Source organism: Methanocalculus natronophilus, from assembly GCF_038751955.1.
In the GTDB taxonomy this organism is placed as follows: domain Archaea; phylum Halobacteriota; class Methanomicrobia; order Methanomicrobiales; family Methanocorpusculaceae; genus Methanocalculus; species Methanocalculus natronophilus.
This window is the reverse complement of record NZ_JBCEXH010000026.1, coordinates 1-928: the sequence shown is the minus strand read 5'-3', so window position 1 is coordinate 928 and position 928 is coordinate 1. Positions and strand designations below refer to the sequence as shown.

Below are 928 nucleotides of genomic sequence, written 5' to 3'. Positions count from 1 at the left end.
GATAAAATGCGTGTAAAAATCGCAAAACTACTCGGATAAAACAAAAACCATATCGCTTGATATGGTTTTTTTCTATGCTTGTTGATACGCTTTGATACTACGTTTTACGTAAAAAGCCGCTAGTTGAACTTGAATAATGTAAGCTAGCCCAATCACTAAAGCAACTTCAGGCCCTACCCCATCAAACGCAGTTAAAGCGATCGCTAAAGCAGGCGATAACGCTCTAATAATCGTTCCATTCATCAATGCAATTCGATCTTCAAAACTAAAGAGTTTTACCCCTATGAAATGAATCCCTATAATCATAATTCCATACCCTAAGATTAAAGGCATTAATATTAAAGGAATCATCGAAGGATTGTTAAATAACATTTCACTTCTTAAAGCCATCACAATGGTAATGAGTATGACTACAAATAATGTTGAAAATAATGGAAAAACAGGTTTAATCGATTGATTAAATGTCTTTTGTCCATACCTTTTTTTAAGGACTAACTGTGTGAGAAATCCTAAGGCCATTGGGATAAAGACAATGACCATGATTTGATTAAATATTTGTGAAAACGGTAGATTAATGGATTCTCCTAAGAAGAAATTAATATAAAAAGGAGCCAGAAGTCCTCCTAAAATTAATCCAATTACGATCATTCTGATCGCTTCTTTCACGTTTCCTTTACTCATGACCGTCCATGAGACTGTCATCCCTGAGGTTGGCAGTAAAGCAATCAGTAAAATTGCCAACCGTAAATAGATCGCATCCCTAAAAAAAATCAACCCAAACCCATAGGCCATTAACGGCAAAACAATGAAGTTAATAAGTTGAGTGGTGAGTTGTAATCGGACATTCCCTTTTTGAAAGAGCGAATTAAAATCCAAAGTCACCATCATCGGATAAACCATTAAGAAACTTAATATAGTGACTGCATTT

Annotated in this window: 1 protein-coding gene; it reads right to left on the bottom strand. The window is 34.9% G+C overall.

The annotated features are described in order from the left end of the window. Positions 1-72: 72 nt before the first annotated feature. Positions 73-928 (bottom strand): arsenic resistance protein (locus ABCO64_RS10150; protein ID WP_343089371.1); only part of this gene is annotated, 856 nt, incomplete at its 5' end.